23 protein-coding genes and 1 pseudogene are annotated in these 22441 nt (G+C 69.0%); 10 read left to right on the forward strand and 14 right to left on the reverse strand.

Annotated features, from left to right (window positions below):
• Positions 1-61 precede the first annotated feature (61 nt).
• From ACFQ7Q_RS00430 to ACFQ7Q_RS00440, 3 genes are all read right to left on the reverse strand, one after another.
• Positions 62-751, reverse strand: coding sequence for a hypothetical protein (locus ACFQ7Q_RS00430; RefSeq protein WP_383547672.1), 690 nt, complete (start codon positions 749-751; stop codon positions 62-64).
• 414 nt (positions 752-1165) lie between these two features.
• Entirely contained in the window at positions 1166-1540 is a 375-nt protein-coding gene (locus tag ACFQ7Q_RS00435; protein ID WP_383547675.1) for an ArsR/SmtB family transcription factor, read from the reverse strand.
• Positions 1541-1733: 193 nt separating this feature from the next.
• Positions 1734-2108, reverse strand: coding sequence for a hypothetical protein (locus tag ACFQ7Q_RS00440; RefSeq protein ID WP_383547677.1), 375 nt, complete (start codon positions 2106-2108; stop codon positions 1734-1736).
• Positions 2109-2408: 300 nt separating this feature from the next.
• On the opposite strand from ACFQ7Q_RS00440, the gene ACFQ7Q_RS00445 reads away from it, so the two are divergent.
• The gene (locus tag ACFQ7Q_RS00445; RefSeq protein WP_383547680.1) at positions 2409-3899 is read left to right on the forward strand and encodes a hypothetical protein; all 1491 of its coding nucleotides are present in this window, start codon (positions 2409-2411) and stop codon (positions 3897-3899) included.
• A gap of 538 nt (positions 3900-4437) precedes the next feature.
• Here ACFQ7Q_RS00445 and ACFQ7Q_RS00450 read toward each other — a convergent pair.
• Positions 4438-5007 (reverse strand): hypothetical protein, encoded by a 570-nt coding sequence (locus ACFQ7Q_RS00450; RefSeq protein WP_383547682.1) that lies wholly within the window; start codon positions 5005-5007, stop codon positions 4438-4440.
• A gap of 518 nt (positions 5008-5525) precedes the next feature.
• On the opposite strand from ACFQ7Q_RS00450, the gene ACFQ7Q_RS00455 reads away from it, so the two are divergent.
• Both ACFQ7Q_RS00455 and ACFQ7Q_RS00460 read left to right on the forward strand, forming a co-directional pair.
• The gene (locus tag ACFQ7Q_RS00455) at positions 5526-6017 is read left to right on the forward strand and encodes an SRPBCC family protein (protein ID WP_383547685.1); all 492 of its coding nucleotides are present in this window, start codon (positions 5526-5528) and stop codon (positions 6015-6017) included.
• 549 nt (positions 6018-6566) lie between these two features.
• Positions 6567-6692 (forward strand): hypothetical protein, encoded by a 126-nt coding sequence (locus ACFQ7Q_RS00460; RefSeq protein WP_383547687.1) that lies wholly within the window; start codon positions 6567-6569, stop codon positions 6690-6692.
• Between the two features lie 97 nt (positions 6693-6789).
• Here the strand turns inward: ACFQ7Q_RS00460 and ACFQ7Q_RS00465 are convergent, their stop codons facing one another.
• The 3 genes from ACFQ7Q_RS00465 to ACFQ7Q_RS00475 form a co-directional block, all read right to left on the reverse strand.
• Positions 6790-7614 carry an alpha/beta fold hydrolase gene (locus tag ACFQ7Q_RS00465; protein WP_383547690.1) on the reverse strand — a complete coding sequence of 275 codons (825 nt, stop codon included), beginning with the start codon at positions 7612-7614 and terminating at the stop codon, positions 6790-6792.
• A 173-nt stretch (positions 7615-7787) separates the two neighbouring features.
• Entirely contained in the window at positions 7788-8216 is a 429-nt protein-coding gene (locus ACFQ7Q_RS00470) for a DUF5959 family protein (RefSeq protein WP_383547692.1), read from the reverse strand.
• A 263-nt stretch (positions 8217-8479) separates the two neighbouring features.
• Positions 8480-9061, reverse strand: a complete 582-nt coding sequence (locus tag ACFQ7Q_RS00475; RefSeq protein ID WP_383547695.1) for a hypothetical protein — start codon at positions 9059-9061, stop codon at positions 8480-8482.
• 1504 nt (positions 9062-10565) lie between these two features.
• On the opposite strand from ACFQ7Q_RS00475, the gene ACFQ7Q_RS00480 reads away from it, so the two are divergent.
• Together ACFQ7Q_RS00480 and ACFQ7Q_RS00485 are read left to right on the forward strand one after the other, a co-directional pair.
• A complete protein-coding gene (locus ACFQ7Q_RS00480; RefSeq protein ID WP_383547698.1) occupies positions 10566-11336 on the forward strand; it encodes a hypothetical protein in 771 nt (256 codons plus the stop codon).
• Positions 11337-11663: 327 nt separating this feature from the next.
• The gene (locus tag ACFQ7Q_RS00485) at positions 11664-12062 is read left to right on the forward strand and encodes a hypothetical protein (protein WP_383547700.1); all 399 of its coding nucleotides are present in this window, start codon (positions 11664-11666) and stop codon (positions 12060-12062) included.
• Between the two features lie 10 nt (positions 12063-12072).
• Here the strand turns inward: ACFQ7Q_RS00485 and ACFQ7Q_RS00490 are convergent, their stop codons facing one another.
• Positions 12073-12741 carry a hypothetical protein gene (locus tag ACFQ7Q_RS00490; protein ID WP_383547703.1) on the reverse strand — a complete coding sequence of 223 codons (669 nt, stop codon included), beginning with the start codon at positions 12739-12741 and terminating at the stop codon, positions 12073-12075.
• Between the two features lie 88 nt (positions 12742-12829).
• Between ACFQ7Q_RS00490 and ACFQ7Q_RS00495 the strand changes: the two genes are divergently transcribed.
• From ACFQ7Q_RS00495 to ACFQ7Q_RS00510, 4 genes are all read left to right on the forward strand, one after another.
• Positions 12830-14035 carry a hypothetical protein gene (locus ACFQ7Q_RS00495; RefSeq protein ID WP_383547705.1) on the forward strand — a complete coding sequence of 402 codons (1206 nt, stop codon included), beginning with the start codon at positions 12830-12832 and terminating at the stop codon, positions 14033-14035.
• 277 nt (positions 14036-14312) lie between these two features.
• Entirely contained in the window at positions 14313-15050 is a 738-nt protein-coding gene (locus tag ACFQ7Q_RS00500; protein WP_383547706.1) for an alpha/beta hydrolase, read from the forward strand.
• Between the two features lie 249 nt (positions 15051-15299).
• A protein-coding gene (locus ACFQ7Q_RS00505; protein ID WP_383547709.1) for an IS5 family transposase occupies positions 15300-16164 on the forward strand; the annotation gives its coding sequence in 2 pieces (ribosomal slippage) (positions 15300-16019 and positions 16021-16164; 864 coding nt in all).
• Positions 16165-16235: 71 nt separating this feature from the next.
• The gene (locus ACFQ7Q_RS00510; RefSeq protein WP_383547711.1) at positions 16236-16544 is read left to right on the forward strand and encodes a hypothetical protein; all 309 of its coding nucleotides are present in this window, start codon (positions 16236-16238) and stop codon (positions 16542-16544) included.
• Between the two features lie 61 nt (positions 16545-16605).
• On the opposite strand, the gene ACFQ7Q_RS00515 is transcribed toward ACFQ7Q_RS00510, so the two are convergent.
• From ACFQ7Q_RS00515 to ACFQ7Q_RS00525, 3 genes are all read right to left on the reverse strand, one after another.
• The gene (locus ACFQ7Q_RS00515) at positions 16606-17184 is read right to left on the reverse strand and encodes a DinB family protein (protein ID WP_383547714.1); all 579 of its coding nucleotides are present in this window, start codon (positions 17182-17184) and stop codon (positions 16606-16608) included.
• A gap of 567 nt (positions 17185-17751) precedes the next feature.
• On the reverse strand, positions 17752-17967 hold the full coding sequence (locus tag ACFQ7Q_RS00520) for a DUF6243 family protein (protein WP_383547717.1): 216 nt from the start codon (positions 17965-17967) through the stop codon (positions 17752-17754).
• A 205-nt stretch (positions 17968-18172) separates the two neighbouring features.
• Positions 18173-18349, reverse strand: a complete 177-nt coding sequence (locus tag ACFQ7Q_RS00525) for a hypothetical protein (RefSeq protein ID WP_383547720.1) — start codon at positions 18347-18349, stop codon at positions 18173-18175.
• Positions 18350-18353: 4 nt separating this feature from the next.
• Between ACFQ7Q_RS00525 and ACFQ7Q_RS00530 the strand changes: the two are divergent.
• A pseudogene (locus ACFQ7Q_RS00530) lies at positions 18354-19303 on the forward strand (IS256 family transposase); the annotation flags it as partial.
• 35 nt (positions 19304-19338) lie between these two features.
• Here ACFQ7Q_RS00530 and ACFQ7Q_RS00535 read toward each other — a convergent pair.
• The 3 genes from ACFQ7Q_RS00535 to ACFQ7Q_RS00545 form a co-directional block, all read right to left on the reverse strand.
• Positions 19339-19905 carry a GNAT family N-acetyltransferase gene (locus tag ACFQ7Q_RS00535; RefSeq protein ID WP_383547723.1) on the reverse strand — a complete coding sequence of 189 codons (567 nt, stop codon included), beginning with the start codon at positions 19903-19905 and terminating at the stop codon, positions 19339-19341.
• 74 nt (positions 19906-19979) lie between these two features.
• Positions 19980-20918: a MerR family transcriptional regulator gene (locus ACFQ7Q_RS00540; protein ID WP_383547726.1), complete on the reverse strand. Its 939-nt coding sequence runs from the start codon at positions 20916-20918 to the stop codon at positions 19980-19982.
• A gap of 247 nt (positions 20919-21165) precedes the next feature.
• Positions 21166-22323, reverse strand: a complete 1158-nt coding sequence (locus ACFQ7Q_RS00545) for a hypothetical protein (protein ID WP_383547729.1) — start codon at positions 22321-22323, stop codon at positions 21166-21168.
• Positions 22324-22441 lie beyond the last annotated feature (118 nt).

Genomic DNA, 22441 nt, shown 5'->3' on the forward strand with positions numbered 1-22441 from the left:
CCGCCGACTCTATGCCTGACCAGCGAGAACGCAGTCCTCAAGCCCGGAAAGACAACAACCTCTAAGAGGCTTGTGGAGTGCAGGCGCGGTCGCCGGCCTCGTCGAGCCGCAGCGATGCCTGCGACGTCCTGGTGTTGTGGCGCAACGTCAGCAGGATCTCGCCCTTGGTGTAGTCCGAGAACCACACGGCGTACAGCGTGCGGGCGCCGTCCGCGACCGTGCCGATCCGGATGACCTCCAGGGGTGCGCCGCTACAGGTCGCGTCCGTGACCTCCACATGGTCGGCGGCGAAGATCCGGCTCCAGCCGTGGGCGAATGAGGTGAAGAGGGGGGTGATGCCCCCCGACTTCTTCAGGGGTGGATCATTCGGCTTCGTCGCACAGCCTTGCGTCCGGACGGCGTCGACGCCGACTGTGGCGTGGCACAGCCGCTCGTCGCCGGTCTCCCACGCGTACGCCGCAACACCGTTCGGCCACGCGTCGACCAGCATGAGCCCGCCCGGACCTGCCGCATCGGCCTCGAAATGGAGTGACTCGGCCAGGTGGGCGCGGGTCAGATCGGCGACCTCTGCCCGGGACGGCTCGGCGGCCGACGAAGCAGGTGCCGAGGGAACCGGAGAGGTGGACGGCGCCCTGTCGGAGGGGTGCCCTCCGCCGGAACATCCCGTCAGGGCCGCCACCAGGAGTGCAGCAGTGGCGGCGATAAGTCCGTGACGCATGGAGTCCCCCTCCGTGCCGATTCTGTTCGGCATCGCGAGATGATCGCAGCAGCATTCCCCCTGGCGCAATTGTCATCACGACGCCAGCGACGCGAGCACCGACCGCCTCATGCCGGAGATTCCGGGCGAACAGTGCGTCCGCAATCACCGGGAGGCCGGACTCGCTCCTCCGACAAAGGCGCGCCCGAGTAGGGGACTTCCGAACGCGGCTAGGGCAAGTTGCGACGGTCCCGCCTGCCCGCGACGTCTGGCACGCCCGCTCGCTGCGTTCCGGAGGGCCTGTGTGATCCGCGCGCATGCTGGTCAGCCAACCGCAATGCTGCAGCGTTGAATCCCTCGTCCATGCAATGGTCCGCGCGTCAGGGGCTGCGCCTTGGGGGCAGCTCCTTGGCAGAGGTGCAGGGGCGAAGCCCGGCGTGGTTCTTGACAGGCCGTGATCCGGGGCCGTCATCTTCCCGGAGAGGGGACGGCCGAGGACCCCGCCTGCGCCGCGCTGTCGGTGTGCCGGAGCTCGGCAAGGAGTTCATTCTGTCCGGCCAGGAGTTCAGTGAGGATGCGCCGTGCGGCGCGCAGGAGTTCCGCCACGTCGCCGCCGGCGAGGGCGTAGCTGACGGTGGAACCGTCACGAATGGAGATCACGATGCCGGATCGCCTCAGTACCGCAAGTTGCTGGGAGAGGTTCGACGGTTCGATCTCGATCTCGTTCAGGAGCTCGCGTACGGGCACGGGACCGTGCTGGAGCAGCTCCAGCACACGGATCCGGACGGGGTGCCCGAGCATGCGGAAGAACTCCGCCTTGGCCTGATACAGCGGCACCTGCATGCGACAACACTCCCAACCCGCGGTTCCGAACCATTCCAGGGCCGGCAGCTGGACCTGCCGGCTCCTCGGTACCCAGCTCCAGCCATCCTCCCGTTTCCCGGCCCGGCCTGCCCTGGCCTGATCACATTCAGATATGCCGAGTTGAAGACTCTTTCAACTGATGGGCACACGGAGCCGGGAAACAAGGAGATGGCTACAACTCCAGCTCGGCCTCGATGCGCTTGAGCTGGTGCCTGGCCATGGCCAGGTTCGCCCGACCCTTGTCCAGGACGAGGTACAGGAACAGGCCGTTGCCCCCGCGGCCCTTGATCAGCCGCATGAGGTGGTACTGACTGCCGAGGGTGATCAGCACATCCTCGATGTCGTCCTTGAGGCCCAGCATCTCCATCGTGCGGACCTTCGCCCGGATCACGTCGGTGTTCCCCGCCGCGGCCACCGTCAGATCGAGATCCTTGCTCCCGCCCAGCGTTCCCAGCGCCATGCCGCTCGTGTAGTCGACCAGCGCGACCGCCACGCTCCCCTCGATCGAGGTCATCGCCTCCTTCAGAGACGTCTCCACAGTCAGCATCCGTACCCACTCCCTCTGTTCTGAACGACGTCGGCCGGGACCGTGAGGCCGGCCGAGTGACGACCGCAGACGCTACCCACACGCTGCCAGGAGTTACGGGAACACCGGGAAAATGGCAGAAATCAAACCCCGTGCCCTAACATGCGCCCCACGAAGTACCCGTTGACGCACCGCTTGAGCTGCCGGCACCACGGCGCTCCCCAGGCCGAACGAGCCGAGATGTCCACTTCCACAGCAGCCTCGACGCGTGAACAAGCCGTCGTGCGGCCCGGTTCAGGAGGCTAGGTGCAGGAAGACGTGGTGTCCGACTCTCTCCGTGAACTCTGGCTGCGCGGCATCGCCTTCAACGCGGCGGCGCCCGCCGACGTACTGATACGTCTCCTGGACGAAGCAGGAGGTGAGGCCGGCTTGCTGATGTGCGAGGGCCGCGACCTGCCGGACACGGTCATCGACGCGGCCCTCCGCCACCCGGGCGAGCGGATCCGCCGCGCCCTCGCCCGTAACCTGCACGTCGACCCCGCACGACTCGCTCCCTTGGCATCGGACCCTTCGGGACTCGTCCGCGCGTATCTCGCCGCCGGCACCCGGCTTCAGCCCCGGTGGGTCAGGCCCCTGCCGAACGACATCCTCGTCACCTTCCTGACCGCCCAGGACGGGGGCGAGGACGGCAGGGTCACCGAACAGGACATCGTCGGGGCGCTCTGGTCCTCCCGGCAGGTCGCTCCGTCCTTCCCGCGGGACATGGCCGGTCACGACCACCCCGCACTCCGTCTGCACGCAGCCTTCCAGTGGCAGTCGCTCACGGCTGTGCAGCGCAGTGCCCTGCTCGACGACCCTGACCCTGCGGTGCGGAAGGCGGCGCGGGAGAGCAGTTGGGTGCTGGACCCGGAGGCGGTGGAGGCCAAGCTGCCGTCCTTCGAACCACGCAACGCGTGGTTTGTGCTCGGCACTTGTGCCCTGTCACCCGCGGTCGTCGAGCAGTGCTTCGCGGACGACGAGGTGCACCCGCTGGCCCGAAACCGCCATACCCCGCCCGACGCCCTCGCCCGGCTCGCCCGCCACCCCGATGCAGGGATCCGCAGGCTGATCGCCACCCGGCCCGACCTGGGACCGGAGGCGGCGGCGGAGCTGAGGCAGGATCCGGACGCGGATGTGCGGATGCGTGCCCGGCTCCAGCCCTCCATCCGTACCTGGGCCGAATTCCAGGCGGTCCACAGGGTCGTCGGGCACGGTCGCGACTGCACCTGCCCGATCACGGAGCCGGCCACCAGGCCGTCGCCCGATTGGTACGTCACCTGCGCGGCGTCCGAGGAACCGGTGCTCCGCCGGGTTGCGGCGAGCTGGCCCGGCCTGCCCGCAGAGCTCGTCGGGCGACTGGCGCTGGACGATGACGAGGAGGTACGGATCCAGCTGGCCTGCCACCACCCGCTGGCTCCACCACACCTCCTCCTGGACGTCTTCGTGACCCGCCCGGCCCACCGTCCGCACCTGCTGACCCTGCCCGCGTTCCCCCGCACCGGCCGGGCCCACCTCATCGGCCACCCAGACCCCGAGGTCCGCGCCCTGGCCGCGGCCGATCCCACTCTGTGCGAACCTCCGCTGGAGGACCCCGACGAAGCAGTACGCCGGGCAGCCGCCGCCAACCCCACCCTGCCACCGGAGACCCTGGAAACCCTTCTCGCCGACCTCCGCACCGCAGAGGGCGCCGCGGCCAACCCGTCCCTCCCCGTCCCCCGCATGCACGCACTCCTCGATGGCGCCGCCTGCATTCCCGCTGGCAAACCGTCCTGAAGGGCGGGCTGCAGCCCGAGTCCATCGGCGACGTCATCACCCGTGCCGGCTCCCGAGCCGGGATCGACCGCGTACCGGCACCAGTGGGAGCTGTGCACGCTGCTCGCGCCGGCACACCGAGTACATGGGTCTGGCCGTCGGCGAACTGCGCGAAGCGGGCCGCGAGATGGACGCCGGGGTCCTGGCGTACATCTCCCCGGCCCGCAGTTCGGTGGTGAACTACTACGGCTCCATCACCGTCGACTACGAGCACGAACTGCCCAGCTCGACGAGCGGGGACACCGACCGCTGCGGACCGTTGGTACGGACGAGCCCGCAGCCAGGCGCTAAAGCGACGATCGGTCCCGGCGCCGCTTCACGGGGGAAGGGCGGCGCACCGCTGACTCTTCCTTTGCTGTCCAAATGCTTCAAGGAAGGCGGCATCGTGATCGTCTGCCACCAACCCGCTGTACCTGCGGACGTTCTAGACCTCGCCCCTGTCATCCTGGTTCGCCAGCTCGGCGGGCGGCCTGCGCAACGGCGGGCCCGATCGGACCGGCTATCCGGCTTCGGGCCGAGCGGCAGCCGATGCGTCGTTCGCTCGGCGGCGTCGGTAGTACGCGACGGTGAGGACTGCCAGGAGGGGGCCCCAGGCGAGGAGCGGGGCGTACGTCGTCCACAGCGCCCAGGCAGCCGGACCGCTGGTAGGGAAACTGTCGCCGTTCTCGTTCAACGGCTCCACGAAACCGAAGATCTGGTTCAACACGGCGTACGCGCAGAACATCATGATCAGCGCTGCTCCAAGTGAGGCCGGAACGACCGCCACCGGGATCGGGATCCGTCTACCACGAAGCCCCGGTACCCAATTCGGGATGACCTCTCCCCACGGCCGCACCAGCCCGAGAGCGAGCAGTGCGAGTCCCTCGGAGACCACGGACAGCCCGAGCACGTACGGGCGTTCCCACACCGCCCATTGGTAGTCCGCGTCGTAGCCCGCCAGGCCCAGCACCAGCGCGACACGCCATAACCCAGATGGCAGGACACACAGCGGGATGGCATGGGCCACCCGGACCGCCCAGCGGGGAACGGGCTCGACGGGCTTGCCACCGGCCTCCGCGCCGACTGACATCTCGGCTGCCGTTGCTGATGCTGTGTCCCCGGCATGCGTGGCCATATGTGCCCTCCCCGGCGAGATCCGACGTTGCCGATCTTCGCGTGCCGGGTGGGTGCTCAGCGTCCGCCGCCGGGTTGACCGGCGCTCACCCGTGCGACGGAAGCCGGGGGCGACCACGGGATGACACCGCCGGCGGGGCGCCCGGGCGTGGGCCTGGTCACTGGCAGAGGGCGCTTACGCGGTTCTCGTACTCGCGGCGGGCCTGCGCTGGGGCGGGAGGCCCAGAAGAAGGCTGCTGAAGCGCAAGGAGAATCCTGACCGGAGCTGACAGGAGAAGGCTGACCAGGGCTCGTACGACGTCCTGCAGCTGAGGAGGACCTTCTTGAAGGATCGGGCGGTTGAGAAGGTGCTCGTCGGAGATGCCATGTCGTGCACGTGCCCTTGCCGGCCGCGCTGCTGCACGAGCGGGAGCAGGAGATCACCGACACTCTGGTGGAGCTGCTCGTGCACTCAGGAACCTGGAGGGCTCCGCCATGAAGTACACCGTCTCGATCGAGATCGCCCTGCCGCGGGAGAAGGTGGTCCTGCTGCTTGCCGACCCGGCGCACCTGCCGAAGTGGCTGCGGGGCCTGGTGTTGCACGAGCCGCTGAGTGGGGTGCACGGGCAGGTCGGTACCAAGTCGCGGGTCGTGATGCAGATGGGGCAGCAGAAGATCGAGTGCACCGAGACAATCACGCGCCGGGAACCGGCAGACCTGCACGGGATCCCGAAGGGGAGCGTCGTTCACTTCGACCGCGAGATCGTCGGCGAGGGCATGTGGAGCGCCGTGCGGGACCGGCTGACCGAGGCCGGTCCGGAGACGACGCTCTGGGTGAGCGAGAACGAGTACCGGTTCAGCGGCTTGCTGATGCGGTTGGTGGGGCTGCTGATGCCCGGCAGCTTCCGCAAGCAGTCGCAAAAGCACATGCAGGATTTCAAGGCGTTCGCCGAGCTGGGGAAGGACGTCCGCGAAGAGAAGGGCTGATCTGCTTGCGGACGCCGGCGTCGACGCGTCGCGACCGAGGACATCCGCACCTCGTCGCGAACACCAACGACGGGGCTCGCCTCCGCGCGAACCCGCGGCCGCGTCGGCGGACGCCTGCCCAAGCTCACCAAGGACCAGGCCGCACTCACCCAGCAGTCATACGACGCCCGCGAGGAGACCGTCCAACCTAGCCCGCGACGCACTGGAGCGCAGCTCGCCGGCCAGCGTGCCCCTCGACGAGGAGCACATCCGCGGCCGCGCGCAGGAGGCCATGGCTCGCCCCGCCGCGCCGGCAAGCCCGAACCTGCGGCGCCCACCGCGCACTAGGCCCACAGCCAGGCCCTGGCTGCTGGATTGCCCACCCCGGGGCGCACCGGTGAGCCGGAAGAGTCCCACACGCCGCTCTCTCCCTTGGACAGGAAGGCGAAGCCCTTGCCGTCGGGGGAGGGCACCGGGGCCGTGCTGCTCCGGTCGCTCTTCGGGATTCCGCGTCGAGGGTGAGGGCCACGCCTCGTCTACCTCGCCGTCGGTGTCCTGGCCCACACGGTCTTGAGCCCCCGGCCATCGGCCGCCCGGGTCGGCACCCGCGTCAGCGGTGCGATGCTGATCGTCATCGGTGCCTTCCTGCTGGTGGAACGCCTGGCCTTGCTGAGGAACCACCCCCGCTCCACCTGACTCGGATACGAAGGGAAACACAGCCGTAGAAGAGCAGGGGCAGGCACGGGCGAGCCGGCGGATGTGCGCGCGTTGGCGAGGCCGGGTGGGTCGGTGGTCAGGGCTGGCCGGAGGCGGGGTGCGCGGCGAGCCCGTCGAGGAACTCCCGGAGCAGATGCCGCAGGACATCGGGGCGCTCCAGGTGCACGTCGTGGCCTGTGTCGGGAACGCTCACGGCCGTAGTCCCCGGGTGGCGTCGGAGCATGGCCTCGGACTCCTGCGGAGCGATGATGCCGGACTGGCCCAGGACGGCGAGGACAGGACAGGTGACCCTCGCCCACTCGTCCCAGAAGGAGCGCCGGGCGTTCTCGGCCAGCGATGCGACCATGACATCCCGGTCGAAGCGGGGCCACCAGTCGCCGGCACGCTCCTCCAGTCCGGCGGCCCAGCCCTCGCCGACCGCACCGCCGCCGAGGAATTCGACGGCGGATTCCCGTGACGCGAACGGTGTCGGCCACGCGTCGAGCCATCCGCCGATCTCGGCCTGCACGTTCGGGTTCGGTCCACCGGGGCCGGCTTCGACCAGGACGAGCGCGCGCACGAGGTGGGGGTGTGCGGCGGCGGTGAGCATGGCGGTGTGGCCCCCCAGCGACTGACCTATCAGGACGGGCCGGTGCAGGTCGAGCTGTTCCAGGACGGCGACGACGTCGGCGACGTACGCGGCACGGCTCACCTCGCGCGGGAGGCGCTCGCTGGCGCCGTGGCCGCGCTGGTCGACGGCGACGACCTGGTAGCGGGGGCTCAGGGCCCGTGCGAGGGCATCCCATTCGCCCGCGTGTCCGGCCAGCCCGTGCAGGAGGACGACGGGCGGCCCCGAGCCGCCCCAGTCACGGCAGGAGAGGCGGACGCCATCGCGCTCCACGGTGCGTTCGGACCAAGTCACACGGGCCTTCTTCCGGAGTCGGCGGACGGGGTGTCGATCACAAGCGGATCATCTCGGCGAACCGGCCGAGCAGGGCGGGGTCGCCCTCAACGCGCATGCTGCCGTCAGCGAGGCCTTCGTCGGGGGTCCTACTGCCGGTCATCAGTTCGCGGACCGGGTGACCAGACAGGCGCTCAGTCCGCCCAGGTCTTCCGGACCTCCGCCAGCCGGGCGCGGTGGTCCTGGAGCCAGTCCTCGGCCGGCTCTAGCAGGAGCTGGGCGGTCGCCCGCGAGCCGTCGCGGTCGGCGACGGAGACCCGGATCATCCCCTCGGCCAGTTCGGGGGCGTCGACGTCCAGGTGCAGTTCCGTCGCCCGCTTGTCCTTCCGCCAGGAGACGTTCTCGCCCTGGGCGAGCGCGTCCAGGCACTCCTCCCACGTGGTGAGGTCGTCGGGGAAGAGCCAGGTCTTCAGGGTCCCTTTGAGGAACTTCGTGTGGACGACGAACTCGCCGACCAGCACGGGCACCTCCGGATACCCGCTGAACTCACGGCCCGTCACCCGGAGACCCACACGGCTGACGCCGTCGGTGAGCAGGACGAGGTCGATCGGATCTGCTTCCATTGCGGTTCCCCTGGGACGCGTGGCGGAGCCGCGACCCTACCGCAGTGATCTCCGCGCCCCCGACGCCCGCCCTTCCAGGGCCTGTCTTTCGGATCTTGCCGGGCTTGCGGCGTCGGGCACGCAATCCTCCGTAGCCCTTCGGGCACGGGAGGTACCCCCCACCGCGTGGGCTCCATCCTCCACCTTGCGATCGCACGCACCAGATGCCGCTCCCTGTTCCGGCCTGGTCCAAAGGACAGGTCCTGGTGAGGGCCACTACTCCGTCAAGCAACCTGGCCGGAGGCGTATCGCTGCGGTTCCACAGCGTTGAACAGGCACTCGCGGTCCTCTGCGGTGATCGGTCCGTCCGGCAGAGTCTCGTCCTCCAACAACGCGCGCAGGGCCGAAGCGTGTGCGGCGAAGGCGGCCCTGCACCACTCGCGCTCCGGGTGATCGCAGTCCTTTCCGAAGAGCAGCACCTGATGTTCATCGTCGGCGTCGACGGGCGCAGACAGCTCCGCGGCAATGACCAAGAGGTCAACCAAGCCGGCGCGCACTGCGATGTCAGGGGCGGCTGACAGGCGGATCAGGAAGGGCAGGGCAGCCGGCATCACGGCGCTCACATGGAAGACGCTGTTCATCAACACGTTGCCCAGCACGGACAGGGCCTCGTTGCCGGCTTCCTCATCCAGAAGAGCGCGGAGCAGGGTCGGGATCCCGGCAGGGCACCCGGGAATCTGTGACCAGTCGGTCTCCGCACAGCCCAGCAGCGCGGGGTGGTCACCCGCAGCGTGCTCCAGCCGCGGATACTCGCGGAAGAACCGAGCGACGGCAGCCTCTTTGGCCGCCGCATCCATCACGCACATCTCTCCGCTCCTGCTCCTGCTTCATGACATCGCCCCAAGCGACCTTGCCGGTGGTCTGCATTCTCCAGGGTCGGGCCCACCTGCAACGGGCCTCCTTGAGAACCCCCGCCCCCTGCTCTGGGGCGACCCCCAGCAGCGTCAGCGGCCTGGAAATCGAGACGCACCGACCAGGACGGTTCCAGCGAGGAAGAGCCCAGCACCCACTGCCATGACTGAACGGAGCACGTCCCCTGACGGGGTGAAGGCGAAGACGCTGAGAAAGCAGCAGAGACCGCTCCCCGTCAGCACCTGGCCGAGCCCATGAGGCACGGGACGCAGGACCCGGGCTCGCTCCCAGGGATGGATCCACCCAGTGAGAAGCTCGACCGCCCCGCTTATCGCCACAGTCAGAGCAACCGCGATGAGTGCCCCCAGGCCCACGTACTGCATCCCGCCTCCCGGCGGCCATCGTGGCACACCAACACGTCGGGGCAGGCGTCTTGCCGCGGCAGAAAGAGCGAGGCGGTCATCTGCTGAGCCCCTCCAACGCCCGACCTCCCATGATTACCCGGACAAGTCCTGGTGGGCCGACCTGCGATCGATCTTGGTCGGTGAGTGCGGGGCGATAGAGACGCCCGCGCGAGATGTCTGGTGGGTGAAGAACAAGCGCACCCGAGCGGCCATGCTCCATCCTGCGTCTGCGTACTGTCGCGCCAATATCTGAGCGAGTTGGTCGCAGAACTCGCCCCGCGTTGGGTGGCACGCTGTGAGACCTGGCGCCATGAGCAACGTGCGGGCGGCCGTCGGAGGCGGCTGGCAGCCGATGTGCTGGGAGATCGGCATCTGGCACGCGGCCCACTTGGTCGGCGAGTTCCCGCAAGAGACCAACGACGGGGGCGAAGGCGGAGTCGTACATCAGGCCCGAGAACACCACTCCGCTGCGCGCAGACCGGTCCGGCCGCTGCCGCTGGATCCTCGAACTTCACTTCGTAGACCGAGAGAAGGACTTCGGGAGGCTTCCATGAGCAGCTCCTGGACCTCGTGTGACTGGCGAACTCCTCGGCTTCTCGCTCACGCCCTCGTTGTGACGACGTTCCCGCCTCGGACATGCTGTTGGTGTTGGGCACAGGTGCGTGCGCACGGCGGCAAAGCGGCAGGTCGCCGACGACCTGACTACCCACCCGGATGCGTCGAAAGAATGCTCCGCCCCGGCTGGGGCGGAGTAGCAGACTCGCGTGGGCGAAGCCTCCGAACGAGGGGCGGAGGAGTCGGTGGCCGACGATCCTGCCGGCGCCTGTTTGGTCCCTTGAGTGTCGACGCGGACGGAGCTCCATCGCCGCCGTGACCATCACGACGGCGATGATGGAGCGGCCGTTGTGCGGCGGAGTCGCAGATCGGCATCCGTGAGGGGACGGCCTTCCGACCTGCTCTTCGCCGAGCCATGGCGGCAGGATTCTGTGGAAGGTCGGCGCCGTTACCGGCTCGATGAGATCGCAGGCTGCATGGTGGAGACATGATCGGGACCGTGATCGCGATCCTCGGCCTGGTCGTGTCGGTTGCGACCGCAGTTGTCGGCTACCGCCACGGCCACGACGCCAAGAGGGCCCAGCAGATGCGCGACGAGCGCGAGGAACAGACTCGGAGACAGCGCGAGGAGCAGACGGAACGAACGGAACGGATCCGGCAGGCGAGCTGGATCTCGAGTTACGTCGAAGCCGGGGGCAGCCGCGTCACGGTGTACAACGGCAGCAGCCAGCCTGTCATCGGCGTTCGTGTCCTGGCGGGAGACGATGTGCTTCGACCGGGCAGGGTCGGGTTGCTGATGCCGGGCGGCTCCTCGACGTTCGTCGTCTCCTCGGAGGTCGGGGTCCGCGAGCTCGATCCCGCAGGGCTGGCGGTGGAGTTCACCGATGTGGCCGGCCGCACCTGGCGGCGCACCGCCGAGGGGAAGCTGCACGAACGTGTTTCGCCCGAGGGCGCCCCGTCACTGTGGGGCCCACCCATGGTCCCGCTCGTCGAACCGTATCGGAGCCCCAGTACGCAAGGGGAGCGCGGGGATACCAGAGGCGGTTCCGTCCTGCCGCCTCCCAACGCCGATCGGCCGACGGGCCCGCCTTCCGGGCCGCTCAGTGGGTCTGCACCACCGTCGCCCGTTCCGGGGGTCGAGAGCCCCGCGCCTGCCGGCGGCCAGGGCGGCCCCCGCGGACGGGGCGCCTTCTCGTGGCGCTCTCTGTTCCTCATCGGCTGCCTCGGCGCCGCGGCCGCCCTCGCGTACCTCATCGCGCGGCTGGTCTGAGCGCAAGGCCACACACCGCGGAAGCGGTGGGTGAGACCAGCGCGATGTGCTCAGGGCCGTCACCACCCTCTCCGGCGTGGCGGCCCTTTCCGGTTCGGGAAGACTCCCGGCGCAGGCCGCGCTCGGTGACCTGCGGATCGTCGACCGCTTCCGGTCGGGTAGCGGAGGCCCCCTGCTGATCGTTCTGTCGGGCTACTCACCGCTGCCGAACCCGGCGTCGACCCCCTTGAGAACGGCTTTGGGACTGGTAGGCCCGCATGTTCAGGGGTCTCGTACTCGCCGTAGCCGTCGGTCGACCGGCATCCTGTGTCAGTGCCCTGCGGCAAGATGACCGGCGTGAACACCAACACGCTGATAGACGTCTGGCAGCGGCTTCTCGCCGACCCTCACAAGTCGTGGGTGCTGTTCGAACATGGCACTTGTGTCGTGCTGACCGCTCCGGAAGGGGAGCTTGCGGAACAGGCCACCGACCTCCTGAAGCAGTTCGGCCCGGCGCATGCCGGATCTTCGGCAGGAGACTTTGGGGTGATCGACCTCAAAGACGTCGAGGGATGGGTTGTCACCGGGCATCACAACGACGTTCTCACCTATGTCGGCTCCGATGAGCCTCAGGATCAGTCGGAGATCGCTGTCGGGCTGTTCGGACGTTCCAAGCGCCACCGGGACGGTAGCGAGCTTCATGTCGTCCACGTTGAGGACAAACGAGGCTCGGCGGACCCAGAGTGAGTACCGCGCTTCATCGCCGGTGGTCGCCGGAGGCGTATCGGCTCCATGTACCTCCGGCATCGGCGACCAGACGGGTGGCTGTCTCGTGGTGGTAGCCGAGCGCCTTCGCGATGACGAGGGCGCCTGGAGCCGATACGCCCCCGGCGACCGCACACGGTGAGTGAGTCCGGACAATCCGGCGCTCGGTCGTCTCGCGTACGACGTCCTCAACGATCCTGTAGCCGGACCGCTCTACCGAGAACATGCTGCGGCCCCCATCCCCTACTTCGACGGCTCGGAGCTTCCCGTCCACCACGCCGTTCATGGACCCGGCCAGCTCACGACCTGTCTCGCCGAACCCGTCACAGCCCCCGGCGCCCGCATCAATCTCACCTTCTACACGCCCAGAGACCCTGTTCTCCCGAAGCTGCCACGAACTGACACCTAGCTGAGGGCCCGACGCCGACCGCCTTGTGCGCACGTACCCGGCGCCCCGTGCAGTGTGGCGAGCAGCCAGCCGTGGGCCGAGTCTGGTGGCCAGGGCGAGTTCTATCGACTCCACGTCACCGGTCCGCTCGGCGGACGGCTGATGGAAGTCCGCCCAGTACGCCCCCGGCACCTCCTGAACCCCGGACGGCCGCAACCCGGGCACGCACGGCGCCCCGATGACAGCAAGGACAATCTCGCTGAACAGCGCCATATATCGATGGTGTCCCACCAGGGCAGGCCATGTGCGCGTTGATGAAAATGCCCTGCTCAGTGCGTTGCGGGAGCAGTAGCATCCCCGAATGCGAAGCATCGAAGCCCTGATCCCGCAGGCCGGACGCGACGACATCGCAGGCCTGCGGGACGTCGACGCGGAGGAACTCGCCCGGTACGCGGCGGACCCCGCGCACCCGTGGTGGCGCCGCAGGCCCTGCGTGATCGCGCTGACCGACCGGGTCCCGGAGCGGTACATCCCCCAACTGACGGCGCGCATCCACGATCCCTGTGACACCGCCGAGGTGCGCAGGGCCCTCCTCGACCTGCTCGCGGATCGGGCGGAACTGCTGCCCTGGCTGCGGCACGAGGACCGCCTGGCCGACGACTCGTACGGCATGGCCGAGGCCTTCCTGAAGGCGCGGGGCCTGCTCGGCGACCGCTCGGCCGCGCGCGAGTTGGCGACTCTCGCCGCCTCTCCGTGGCAACGGGACCGCGCCGCCGGCGAAGCCGGTCTGGACGGGCTGGTCGACCGGCACGGGACGGACGCGATCCTGGCCGAACTCGGCGTGGAGCGACCCGAGGACCGGGCGTTCCGCGTCCTGATGCGGCATCGCGCCGACGACGACGTGACCGACGCGCTCGCGGACCCGGACCGGACAGTCGCGTACCTTGCGCAGTCCCTCGCGGCCGACGCGGACCGTCTGCGCGCCTACCTCGATGAGGCGCCGACGACCGAGGCGAAGCTGTGGGCGGCGTACGCGTTGCACGGCCTCACCGAGGACAAGGCCGAGACACGGGCGGTCTACGAGCGCCTGGGGCGCCCTCGGGTCCAGGTCGAGTGCCTGGACGAGGAACTACGCGGCGCTATCGTCCACGAGTACGCGCACGGCTGCGAGCGTGCGAGCGATCCGCGGTGGCGGATCGAGGCCCTGGTCGACGAACCGCCCGCCCGCCCCGACGTGGACGATCAGCTCCGCCGCGCGGTGGTCGCCCTCACGACAGCCGGCCTCGCGCCGCAGCCCCCGGTCTCGTGCGGCGAGGACAACCAGCAGGGGGACGGGACCTACTACGTGATCGAGGTCGGCGAGGAGCGCCTCCTGATCAGCACCCTCGGTCCGTTCGCGACCGCCGAGGACGACGACTCCGCCGGCCGCCGAGTGCTCGAATCGGCGGGCTTCCGCTGGATCGATGCGGAAACCGGCGCGATCCAGGTCACGGACCTCTGCGTCTACTACTTCGGCGGACGCAAGCCCCTCACGGTCGAGACGCTGCTGTTCTACTGGCAGGACTAGGCCGTGTTTCAGATCTGTGACTGAGCGCTTCAGTTGCCGGATGAGCAGTTGAGTTGGCGGGTTGAGCGTGACCGCCTTCGCGGTGGGCCCAGGCGCCTCCGCGAAAACCTGTTGGCGGACCAAGGCGACCACTGCTACCTTCCCGGAGGCCGTGCGAGAGAACGAGGAGGTGGTACCCGTGAACGCAGTATCGACATGGGTGCTCCCCTCCGGGGTCACGGTCGGGCGATAGGTCGTCCGGGAGCGCCGTTCACGAGCACTCCCGAAAGGCACGACCATGCGATTCACTTCTGAGCAGCGCCTCGACGACGGCGTCCTCGAACGCGAGTTCACCCTCGGTGAGATCCCCGGCATCCTGTGGACGCCCGCGTCCGCATCCGCACCGGCGCCGCTGATCCTGATCAGCCCCCCGCCCCTTGGCCTGCGCAAGATGTACCCCCGGCTGGCGGGGCGGGCCCGGTACTACGCGGCGAAGTACGGCTTCGCCGCGGCCACCATCGAGCTCCCCGGGAGCGGTGACCGGCCCCGATGGGCCGCCGCCGAGCAGGCCCGCGCCGACCTGCGGCGGGCCATGGAGGCCGGCGAACCGGTCGGCGATGAGATCATCGACGCCCTCGTCCTCCCGCTCGTCGAGAAGTCGGTCCCGGAATGGCAGGCCACCCTGGACGCCCTCCTGTCGCTGCCCGAGATCGGCGGCCCGGTCGGATACGAGGGAGGAGTGATCTCCATTGGCGTCCGGCTGGCGGTGGTCGAGCCGCGCATCTCGGCCGCCGGCTTCTTCGCCGGGAGTTTCGTGCCTCGCTCCATGTTCGAGGAGGCCCGCCAGGTCACCATTCCGCTGCAGGTCCTGCTGCAATGGGACGACGAAGGGAACGACAGGCAGGCGGCCCTGGACCTGTTCGACGCCTTCGGCTCCAAGGAGAAGACGTTGCACGCCAACATGGGCGGGCACACCGGCGTCCCGCAGTTCGAGCTCGACGCCGGGGCCCGGTTCTTCGCCCGGCACCTGAAGTGAGGCCAGGCCACCGCCATCGAGGACAGGCCCCGGCCATTCTCGATGCCGGTGGCCAGCAGAAGCGCAACCGCCTCGATCGCGGCAGTACCGGCCTTCGGCGGTAGCGGCCGGTCGGGGCGGCAACGATCACGGGTCCGGCCCGGTCACGACGGTGTCGTGACCGGTAGGCAGACACGCAACTCGCCAACTGAAGCGCTCAGTCACAAGATCGGTGTCCCATCCCGCGCCTCATGCCGTGATGATCACGGTGTGGGGCGTGGGGATCTTTCTGACGAGCAGTGGTCGGTGCTGGAGTCGTTGCTGCCTGCGGCAGGTGTGAGCCGCAGGTCCGGGCGCCGGCGGCGGTTGATCAATGGGGTTCGGTGGCGGGTTCGGACCGGTGTTCCGTGGCGGGATCTGCCGCACGAGTACGGGCCTTGGCAGACCGGGTACGGACTCTTTCGCCGATGGCAGCGCGAGGGTGTCTGGGCCCGGATCCTCACCTTGTTGCAGGCCAGGGCTGATGCGGCCTGGCTGATCACCTGGGAGGTGAACGTCGACCCCACGGTCTGCCGGGCCCACCAGCACGCGGCCGGTGCCCGCCGCGACGGCGCCGCGCAGAACGAACCGCCCGGCGGGCTCGGTACGGAGCCCGACGATCACGGGCTGGGCCGGTCGCGGGGCGGGTTCTCCACGAAGGTCCATCTGGCCTGCGAGCAGGGTCAGAAGCCGCTGTCGTTGCTGGTCACGGCAGGTCAACGGGGTGACAGCCCGCAGTTCGAGCCGGTCCTTGAAGCGATCCGGGTGCCCAAGGTCGACGGTGGCCGTCCGAGGCGCAAGCCGCTGCGGGTGCGTGGTGACAAGGCGTACTCTTCGCGCGCCAACCGTGCTTACCTGCGCAGACGCGGGATCCGCTGCACCATCGCCGAGCCGGCCGACCAGGTCCGCAAGCGCCGTGGCCGCTCCGGTGGCCGCCCGCCGGCCTTCGACCCGAGAGGACTACAAGGCCCGCCACGCGGTTGAGTGCGGGATCAACCGTCTCAAGCAGCACCGGGCGGTTGCGACCCGGTTTGACAAGCTCGCCCTCCGCTTCGAGGCGACCGTCCAGATAGCCGCGATCTACCAGTGGCTGTGAACCGGCGGCCGCCCGCACGGCCGTGCCATCCTGATCACGGCATTGGGCAGCACATCTTTGGGGAGGGTTCAGTGGCAGCCAGGTACTACTGCGCCGACAGCGAGAACGGCGACCACGTCGACGACCCGTCCGAGGACGCCCTGTTCATGCTGATCGGCGACCTGAACGACTCCGACAACACCCTCGTCGTCATCCAGCCCGACCAGGACGACCCCGCCTGGTTCGCCTCCGTCGCAGTCCTGGACGACGGCGGATACGAGATCGTCCGCCGGGACACCACCCGCCGCGAACACGACGTCACCGTCGAGACCAGCACCGACCGCATCGCGGGCGACCTCATCAAGTGGCTGGCCGCCCACGCGATCTCAAACAGGCCCTAGAGGCAGACGCTGCGATAAGTCGGCACCCACGTCCGGCGTCATGCCCCACGAACATCAAGCATCAAGTCAGTGCGGCCGAATTGGCGGCTTGCTCGATCTTCGCGCAGTAGGCTGCACGGGCTTCCTCGTCGATCTGCTTCTCGTGTTCGGGGCGCATCCCGGTCCGGCCGTCGAGGCCCTCGCGCAGGATATCGGCGTGCCCGGTATGCCGGTTGGACTCGCTGAGGACATGGGCCATGATGGCGAACAGGTTCGTGTTGGGATAAGGCTCCGGCCACCACGGCACGTGGCCGGGGGCGTCGAGGGGAAGCTCGTTGATCGTCGCGTCCGAGTGTTCCCACGTGCGCCGGTAGAACCCGATGATCTGATCGCGGGTCTCGTCCTCGGTCGCCCACAGATCGCTGCCGTCGGAGTCCTGCCACCGGGGCAGCGGTTCCGGGGAAGGGCGGTCGAAGACCTCGCCGAAGTACCTGGCCTCGACGGTGGCCACGTGTTTGACCAGGCCGAGGAGGTTGGTCCCAGTCGCTGTCAAAGGGCGGCGGGCGTCGTATTCGGACAAGCCGTCGAGTTTCCAGAGCAGCGCCTTGCGGTCCCGCCGCAGTCTCCCGTGCAGCTTGTCCTTCGCGAATTCATCGATCATGCGGCACGAGCCTGCCATGGGCTGCTCGTGGTCTCAAGATCCCCTATGGGGTCCGCAACGGACGGCAGAGCCGAGGCCTGGCCATGGCCGCCGCCCTGACCTGCTACAAGAAGCTCGCGAAGCTTGCCACGTGAGACAACCTCTAGACGGCGCCTTCAGAATGGTCAACTCGACCGTCGTCCGTGCCCATCAGCATGCGGCCGGAGCCCGAGAAGGGGGTCCCGAACGGCTTGACCAGGTCCGTAACCGAGTCCTACGAAGCAGCCGCAGCCATCACCCTCGCCTCACTCCTGATGGGGGTGTGACATTTGACGACAGAACCTAGCTAGAGCTTGTCCGGCCGATCATGTGGCTACTGCCTGTCAGAGACGTCGAATGCTGGTGCAGCTCGGGTGGTGGCGGTGACGGGGGCTGCCGAACCCGCGGCTGCCACGGGTGGTCGGCCGAGAGCTGAGCGGGACCGGCCGCGCCGACACGGCAGCAGGGCCCGGACCGCGCGTCGCGGTCCGGGCCCTGCCCTGTGCGGTCTGAGCCCTGCCCCGAGCGGTGCCGTGCGGCGGCGGTGCGTCAGCTCTGTGCGTTGTCGTCGCTCGCCTGCGCGGCGTCCTCAGCTGCGCGTGCCTTCTCCCGCATCTTGCGCACCAGCTCCGCCTTCTTGTCGGCTGCACCCTGACGGTCGAGGTTGCGGTGCGGACCGTTGTTCTGCCGTTCGGCGCGGGACTGCCTCTTGCGCTGGCCGCCGCCCTGGCCCACGGGGTTGTTGATGTTCTTGCTGTCGGTCACGGGTTCTCCCGGTGGTGATGTGAAGTGATCTACGGATTCATTCGGTGGGGGACGGGCGGCGACGTCGAGGGAGGTCAGCGGGGCCCGTCACGCTCTCACTCGTAAATCGGAGTCTGGAAGAACATGACAAAGACGTTACCCGGTTCCGTCGGCCCCGCGCGCCAATCTTCGGCCTGAGCTGGGCGGCAGCCTCAACGGCACTGGCTCAGGTTCCGGTCGCTCGGGCCGAGCGTAGTTGAGTGCGCAGAGCGGGCAGCCGGGCGCAGTCGGCGGGTTCGGCCAGGCTCTTGCCCAGGGCAAGGAGCGAGAGGATGCGCACCGGGCGGCCGGCGGTGGCCGCGGCCTCCAGCTTGTGGTGGCCGTCGCGGAGGAAGTGGGTCATGCCCCCGTGCTGGCGGAAGTCCCCGAAGATCAGCGAGGTGCTGCCGCTGCTCTACCTGCACAGGTTGTCGTCGGGGGACTTCGTGCCCGCGCTGGAGCAGTTCCTCGGTAGTTCGGCCGGGCTGTCGCCGGCCACGGTCACGCGGCTGACGGACCAGTGGCAGGCCGGTCACGCCGCCTTCATGGACCGCGATCTGTCGGCTACGGACTACGTGTACGTGTGGGCCGACGGCATTCACCTGCGCATACGCCTGGAGGAGGCCGAGGCCGCCGTGCTGGTAGTGATGGGCATACGGGAGGATGGCACCAAGGAGCTGATCGCGCTGACCGACGGTTATCGCGAGTCGACGGAGGCGTGGGCGGGCCCGCTACGCGACTGTGCCCGCCGGGGCATGCGCGCCCCGGTGCTGGGCGTCGGGGACGGCGCGCTCGGCTTCTGGAAGGCCCTGGCCGAGGGTGTTCCCCGACACCCGCGAACAAAGATGCTGGGTTCACAGAACCGCAAATGTTCTCGATTCCCTGCCGAAGTCGGCCCAGCCCGCGGCCAAACGCGCGATCCAGGACATCTACAACGCCGAGGACAAGGAGCAGGCCCGCAAAGCCGTCGCCATGTTCGCCAGGCAGTACCACGCGAAGTACCCCAGGGCGGTCAAGAAGATCGCGGACGATGAGGACGAGCTGCTGGCGTTCTACGACTTCCCCGGCGAGCACTGGATCCACCTGCGGACCATGAATCCCATCGAGTCGACGTTCGCCACCGTGCGGCTGCGGACCAAGGTGACCAAGGGTGCCGGCAGCCGGGCCGCCGGGCTGGCGATGGTTCTCAAACTGGTCGAGTCCGCCCAGGCCCGCTGGCGGGCCGTGAACGCACCCCACCTCGTCGCTCTGGTCCGTGCCGGGGCCCGCTTCGAAACGCGGCCACCTCGTCGAACGCCCCGAGACCCTCATGGCGTGAGCAGCCTCAGCCGATCCGCAGAAGCCGGGAGGATCTCAGGCACTCGTGCGCCGTATGTGCAGGTGGCCATCGCGGGGGAAGGAGGGCGGCGCCGCGGGCAGGATGCTGTCGAAGTCGTACCGGCTCTTCTGCGCAACCCGGCACGATGCCAGGTTGTCCACCTGGTGCAGGAGTTCGAGACGCTCCAGCCCGTCGGCTTCGAAGGTGTCGAAGGCCCAGCTGGTGAGTGCTTCCAGAGCGCGGGGGGCCACTCCCCGCCCGCGAGCGTGCGCCGCGGTCCAGTAGCCCACCTCGGCCGCCGGTTTGCCGGAGGTGACTTCCTTGAGGACCACGTTGCCCACCAACTGTTCGCGAACTGAGCCGGGTTGTGCCTCAAGGACGGCGAAGCCGAACCGGCCCCCCGCTGCCCAGCCCCGCTGCTGGGCCTGCACCCACCGTGCCCCGTCAGCATCGTTGTCCACGACAGAGCTCGCCCACTGGCGCAATGCGGGATCCCGGCTCACCTCGACCAATGCGGGAACGTCCTCCATGCGCCAGGGGCGAAGAACGAGAGCGGGAGAGGTCGGCGTCGCGGCCACCTGAAGTACGACGGGGGCATTCACCAACCGATCATGTGCGGCGGCGTTTTCCCCCGACGCCTGCCGCGTCCGGCCCATGCCGCCTTGCGACCACCCCGTCATTGCTGTGTCCGGACGCGCAGAGCCTGGACGGACCAGTCGAACACCGGCGCCAGACTCTCCGGGGCCGGCCAGCCGTTGACCACTGCGAGCAGCTGGAGGTATCGCTCCCTGCGGGGATCGTTCACGCTCTCCAGCCGAGTCGCCAGCCGGCGGCGAAGCTCGACGTCGTCGGGGCGGCCGAGGAGGTGCGCGTAGTGCGCCGTGAACGCCGCGACGATCGGATCGGCCTGGGGCGAGGCCGGGTCGATGCCGGCCGTCAGGGCCGGGCCGGCCTGGTCACGGACGACTGCGGCAATGTCGCGGCGCGGGCCCGTCGTGTCGCTGCGGGCCTGCTCGGCTGCCTGGTCCTCGGCCATCCGCCGCACGACGGCGCGGAAATCCGGGTCCAGGGACATTTCAGCCAACTCCACCCACGCCTGGACCTGCTCCGTTTTCGGGTTGTCAGGCAGCTCGGGGGTCATCGAGCGCATGACCCCTGCGAATGCGGGGGCGGCGTCAAGGCCGCCGAAGACGGCGTCGAGGAAATCGCCGATCAGACGTCGGCGTTCGTCCTCGGAGAGCTGGGCGAGCTGGTGCATGAGTTCTGTCTCCTCGGGTGTGGACCCGCGCTCGGCCACCGCTGTCAGCACCGCACGCCGCAGGCGCAGGACGCGGATCTGCACTGCCAGTGCTTCGGCGTGCGCCGCGGCGACCTTGGGAAGCGAGAGCTCGCGGTCCACGACCTTGCGGATCGTAGGAAGGTCGAGTCCCAGCTCGCGCAGGGTCCGCACGAGGTCCAGGCGTGCGACGGCGTCGATGTTGTAGAGGCGGTAGCCGGCCGGGCTGCGGTCCGTCGGCGCCACGATTCCGCGATCGGAGTAGAACCGAATGGTCTTGACCGTGAGACCGGTCCGCCGAGCGAGCTCGCCGATCGAGTAGAGCGTGTCGCCGTCCATGCCCCCACCTTTGCGTCTCCCCCTACTGGAGACTCAAGCCCCTATGCCTGCCAGCACCTAACCACTCCTCATCCACAAGTCTCGCAACCGCGCCTCTGGAGCCGGGCCGCCGAGCCTGCGGGGCTCGCCCGCCTTGATCATCACGGACCCGACCGTACGGGACGCCGTGGATCGGCTCCACCGACTACCGAGCGCGTATCTGACCAGTCGGGCCAACCAAAGCGCCAAGTCACACCTGGCGCCGGAATCAGGAAGCGGTGTCGGCGAGGATCGCACGCCGGGCGTCGATCGCAGCGGCGAGCAGGCGCTCGTCCAGCATCGTCTCGCCGTCCCGCGTGGAGTCGTTGACCGGTATCCGGGTACGCCGGTCGATCAGCGCCGTCAGCGACGGCAGCGCGGGCATCGCGTGCCGACCCATGCGTGCCAGGCCTTCCGAGTAGTACTCGCCCATCACGTAGTCACCGACGTGCGGTGTCATGAGATCGAGAATGCGAGGCAGCGCCGTAGCGCCGGCGTGCCGCAGCCAAAGCGGAGCGCATACCGCCTGCATGCGTCCCGGCCGTTTGAAGGTGAGGTTGTACAGCTGGGCAGCCTGCCGGAAGGTCAGCGGACCCGCGTCCAGCAGGGCCCCGAAGATCTCAGGGGCACGGTGAAGCCGCCCGGTGTCTACGGGCTTGTCCTGAAGGACCGCGGCTGCGGCGGTGCTGTCGTACGACGGCGTCGGACTGCCGGAAGGCCGACGGGCTTTGGGATACGGAGTGAAGGGGACTGTGGCGATCAGTACGCCATGTCTCTCCATCGCAGCCTCCGAGATGGAGGCGGTGGTGAGGGCTTTGGCCATGGCGAGGCTGATTCCTCGTCCGCAGTGACGTACGAGGAGGGGCAGGAGTTCGACCGGGGCCGCCCGCCAGCCGTGACAGGCCTCCCGGGCCAAGCCGGCGCCGATGTCCCGGGTGGCGGGATCGCCGAGGAGTCGCGCCGCCAGGGCGTAGACGTGACGCTCGCGCCCCAGCCCGTACAGGACCCGACCCCAGCGCCCCCCAACGCCGTCCAGATGGCGCGCGGCCTCCCGGGCATCGGCGAACAGTGCCCTGTCGAGTGGCGGCCACTGCCGCGGAGGGGCGACGCTCAGGGTCTCCAGTCGGGCAAGGAAGCGGACGGAGGCCAAGGGGTCGTCTTGCAGGTGTGCGACGGAGCCCCGAAGCGAATCGGCGAGGGCAGTCCGCACCACAGGCTCGGTGAGTTCACCGAGAGCACTGAGCGCCACATCGCGGCTTCCGGCGTGCACGACGAGATACGCGGCCCGGCGCCGTACGTCTTCATCAGGGTCTGCGAGTCGAGCGAGCGCGGCCTCGGCGGCTTCAGGCCAAGGGCGCCCTTCCCCGGCAGATGACAGGAGGTCCATGACCTCACGACGTACGAACGCGTCGTCGGCCCGGGAGAGCTGAAGCAGCCGGACGGGTACGGGGCCAGTGCGGTCGGCGTGTATCGCGTCGAGGACCGCGATGCGGGCAGGGTGGGCG

Source organism: Streptomyces sp. NPDC056527, assembly GCF_042794475.1.
GTDB lineage: Bacteria > Actinomycetota > Actinomycetes > Streptomycetales > Streptomycetaceae > Streptomyces.

Coding starts and splice junctions, on each gene's coding strand:
- ACFQ7Q_RS00430 (WP_383547672.1), bottom strand. CDS start 751: ATGCCGAACAGAATCGGCACGGAGGGGGACTCCATGCGTCACGGACTT.
- ACFQ7Q_RS00435 (WP_383547675.1), bottom strand. CDS start 1,540: ATGCAGGTGCCGCTGTATCAGGCCAAGGCGGAGTTCTTCCGCATGCTC.
- ACFQ7Q_RS00440 (WP_383547677.1), bottom strand. CDS start 2,108: ATGCTGACTGTGGAGACGTCTCTGAAGGAGGCGATGACCTCGATCGAG.
- ACFQ7Q_RS00450 (WP_383547682.1), bottom strand. CDS start 5,007: ATGTCAGTCGGCGCGGAGGCCGGTGGCAAGCCCGTCGAGCCCGTTCCC.
- ACFQ7Q_RS00455 (WP_383547685.1), top strand. CDS start 5,526: ATGAAGTACACCGTCTCGATCGAGATCGCCCTGCCGCGGGAGAAGGTG.
- ACFQ7Q_RS00470 (WP_383547692.1), bottom strand. CDS start 8,216: ATGGAAGCAGATCCGATCGACCTCGTCCTGCTCACCGACGGCGTCAGC.
- ACFQ7Q_RS00475 (WP_383547695.1), bottom strand. CDS start 9,061: ATGTGCGTGATGGATGCGGCGGCCAAAGAGGCTGCCGTCGCTCGGTTC.
- ACFQ7Q_RS00485 (WP_383547700.1), top strand. CDS start 11,664: ATGACCGGCGTGAACACCAACACGCTGATAGACGTCTGGCAGCGGCTT.
- ACFQ7Q_RS00490 (WP_383547703.1), bottom strand. CDS start 12,741: ATGGCGCTGTTCAGCGAGATTGTCCTTGCTGTCATCGGGGCGCCGTGC.
- ACFQ7Q_RS00495 (WP_383547705.1), top strand. CDS start 12,830: ATGCGAAGCATCGAAGCCCTGATCCCGCAGGCCGGACGCGACGACATC.
- ACFQ7Q_RS00500 (WP_383547706.1), top strand. CDS start 14,313: ATGCGATTCACTTCTGAGCAGCGCCTCGACGACGGCGTCCTCGAACGC.
- ACFQ7Q_RS00515 (WP_383547714.1), bottom strand. CDS start 17,184: ATGATCGATGAATTCGCGAAGGACAAGCTGCACGGGAGACTGCGGCGG.
- ACFQ7Q_RS00525 (WP_383547720.1), bottom strand. CDS start 18,349: ATGACCCACTTCCTCCGCGACGGCCACCACAAGCTGGAGGCCGCGGCC.
- ACFQ7Q_RS00540 (WP_383547726.1), bottom strand. CDS start 20,918: ATGGACGGCGACACGCTCTACTCGATCGGCGAGCTCGCTCGGCGGACC.
- ACFQ7Q_RS00545 (WP_383547729.1), bottom strand. CDS start 22,323: ATGGACCTCCTGTCATCTGCCGGGGAAGGGCGCCCTTGGCCTGAAGCC.